The organism is Mycobacterium sp. E136, from assembly GCF_001666865.1.
Lineage (GTDB): Bacteria > Actinomycetota > Actinomycetes > Mycobacteriales > Mycobacteriaceae > Mycobacterium.
The window spans coordinates 1-752 of record NZ_LZJE01000110.1; the positions used below are offsets into that span (position 1 = coordinate 1).

Annotated in this window: 1 protein-coding gene; it reads right to left on the minus strand. The window is 64.5% G+C overall.

The window, feature by feature from the left end; all coding sequences use genetic code 11:
- A partial coding sequence (locus A5698_RS07910) for a glycosyltransferase (protein ID WP_197506703.1) occupies positions 1 to 445 on the minus strand: 445 nt, incomplete at its 3' end.
- Positions 446 to 752 lie beyond the last annotated feature (307 nt).

Below are 752 nucleotides of genomic sequence, written 5' to 3' on the forward strand. Positions count from 1 at the left end.
CGAACACCCGCCCGTTGGCTCGCATAGGGACGAATTGCATCACCGCCAGCGGGATACCGCGGTACTCCGCGACGTTGGCCGCGACATCTTCCCCGAGAGGGCCGGTGAGCAGCAGGTCAGCGTCCTTGGCCAGCCCCATCAACGTGGAGTTCGCCTCTTCAAGGTATTGGGTCAGCAGCGCACGATTCTCGCGCCACAGTCTCCGCAGGTCCGCAACCTTCCACGGATGGGACGTGCGCGCCTGGAATTCACGATGGACGTCCTGCCATAAACGCGCGTTCGGGCCGTAGCCGACCGCCTGAAGCCCGGCGGACTCGACGAACCCCACCATGTCGGGCGCTACTGCCAAATACACCTGATGTCCGCGGTGCAGCAACTCCCGGCCAACCGCGGCGCAGGGTTCCACGTCACCACGCGTCCCATAGCAGGCCATTAAAAGCTTCATCGCGTCCTACCCTCTCATTTTTTTGCGGAGCCTTTCACTGTTGTTGCTGAGGCGCAATGGCGCCGACGGCTGCCGCGGTTCCAATTCGACCGGCCACGCCATGCCACCGCCAGCGGCACCGGAGTGGCCGGCTCGCCCCAGCAGTAGTCGCCGTGGGACTCCGCCGACCCCGATGTACTCTCTGGTCCACGCAACTTGAAGGGGGGCAGTGGATGGCCAGATCCCTGAGATTTGTGCTGGCAAGCTACGGAAGTCGTGGCGATGTGGAGCCCTGCGTTGCCGTTGGCCGGGAGTTGCTGCACCGCGG